Genomic DNA, 1,059 nt, shown 5'->3' on the forward strand with positions numbered 1-1,059 from the left:
GTCACTTTTTTCCCATTTTCTCGCTCTAATAAAACTTGAGCCACCCCGTTTTCTCCTCTAAGCCATTGAGAAGCTAAAAAAGGCGTTCCGGTCAAACGTGAAAACTCGACTTTGACTTGCTTAAATTCTTTGTCCGTTAATAGTTGCTCTTCCAATACTGCTAAATTTATTCGGTTCAAATGGCCTCTAAAGTTTTGCCAAAGTGCTTCTTCCGACTTCAAGTCCGGACGATAAGTCCACTGATTTTCTTTCTCACTTAAGATCTGTATGAACTGGTTTTCAATCATTTGTTCCGAATGACTCATTTGATCCCCCTCATTTCCATAGTTTCCACCATTTTTTAGATTCTGTTTTTACCGGCTCTTTTTCTTTTGCCTTGTTTCGTTCTTTTTCTGATAACCTCAATTGAGCTTTCAATTCATTGATTTCTTCCTGCGCCTCACCCCTTATCGACGAGCCATCTTTCATATCCTCCTGAGGCATTTTAAGAGCTTTCAATTCATTGATTTCTGATTTATACTCTTCTAGTACTTTTTTATCCTGTAAGGCTAGACGTTGTTGCTGGTCTAATAGCTTATGAAGATCTTTTTTTTCTGATTGGAGTTCGGACACTAGATTCCTTAAAAATAAAATCTCTTCATTCCCCTCTGGATTGTCATCAACTGAATTATCCACGTTGTCGTCAACAAAAACTTTTTGTTGACGTTTTTTAGTTGACGTTTTGTTAAAAAAAGCATTCTTAATAACTTTTTGACCATCAACGTCAACGTAAACGGTATTTCCTTTTTTTGACGTAAATTGACGTAAATCTATTGACGATTCTTTTTTTATTTTTTGCCATACAGCTTGCTTTGAAACACCTATTTCATCCGCAAGCTCTTTGATTGTCTTTAACTTTTCACTCATCATAAGTCCTGCCTTTTAACCGTGGGTAGGTATTGCTCGATTGCTTTTTTGAGATACTTAGTGATATTTTTCTTTGAGTAGTCTTCTCGCTTGGCTCTCACATAAGACAAGTGGTCTTTGACCCCATTCAAACCTCGTAAGTCTTCCAGCTCG

Annotated in this window: 3 protein-coding genes; all 3 read right to left on the reverse strand. The window is 37.1% G+C overall.

Annotated elements, in window-relative coordinates; translation table 11 throughout:
- On the reverse strand, positions 1 to 305 hold a 305-nt coding region (locus ABZV77_RS42725), incomplete at its 3' end, for a hypothetical protein (protein WP_356268801.1).
- A gap of 10 nt (positions 306 to 315) precedes the next feature.
- Entirely contained in the window at positions 316 to 906 is a 591-nt protein-coding gene (locus ABZV77_RS42730) for a RepB-like protein (protein ID WP_058212880.1), read from the reverse strand.
- Positions 906 to 1,055, reverse strand: a complete 150-nt coding sequence (locus ABZV77_RS42735; RefSeq protein ID WP_356268803.1) for a hypothetical protein — start codon at positions 1,053 to 1,055, stop codon at positions 906 to 908. Before ABZV77_RS42735 ends, ABZV77_RS42730 begins: the two co-directional genes overlap by 1 nt.
- Between the last annotated feature and the right edge of the window lie 4 nt (positions 1,056 to 1,059).

Source organism: Streptomyces sp. NPDC004732 (assembly GCF_040609235.1).
Taxonomy (GTDB): domain Bacteria; phylum Actinomycetota; class Actinomycetes; order Streptomycetales; family Streptomycetaceae; genus Streptomyces.

Excerpts from the sequence above, each read along its gene's own strand:
- ABZV77_RS42730 (WP_058212880.1), bottom strand. The coding sequence starts at position 906 with ATGAGTGAAAAGTTAAAGACAATCAAAGAGCTTGCGGATGAAATAGGT.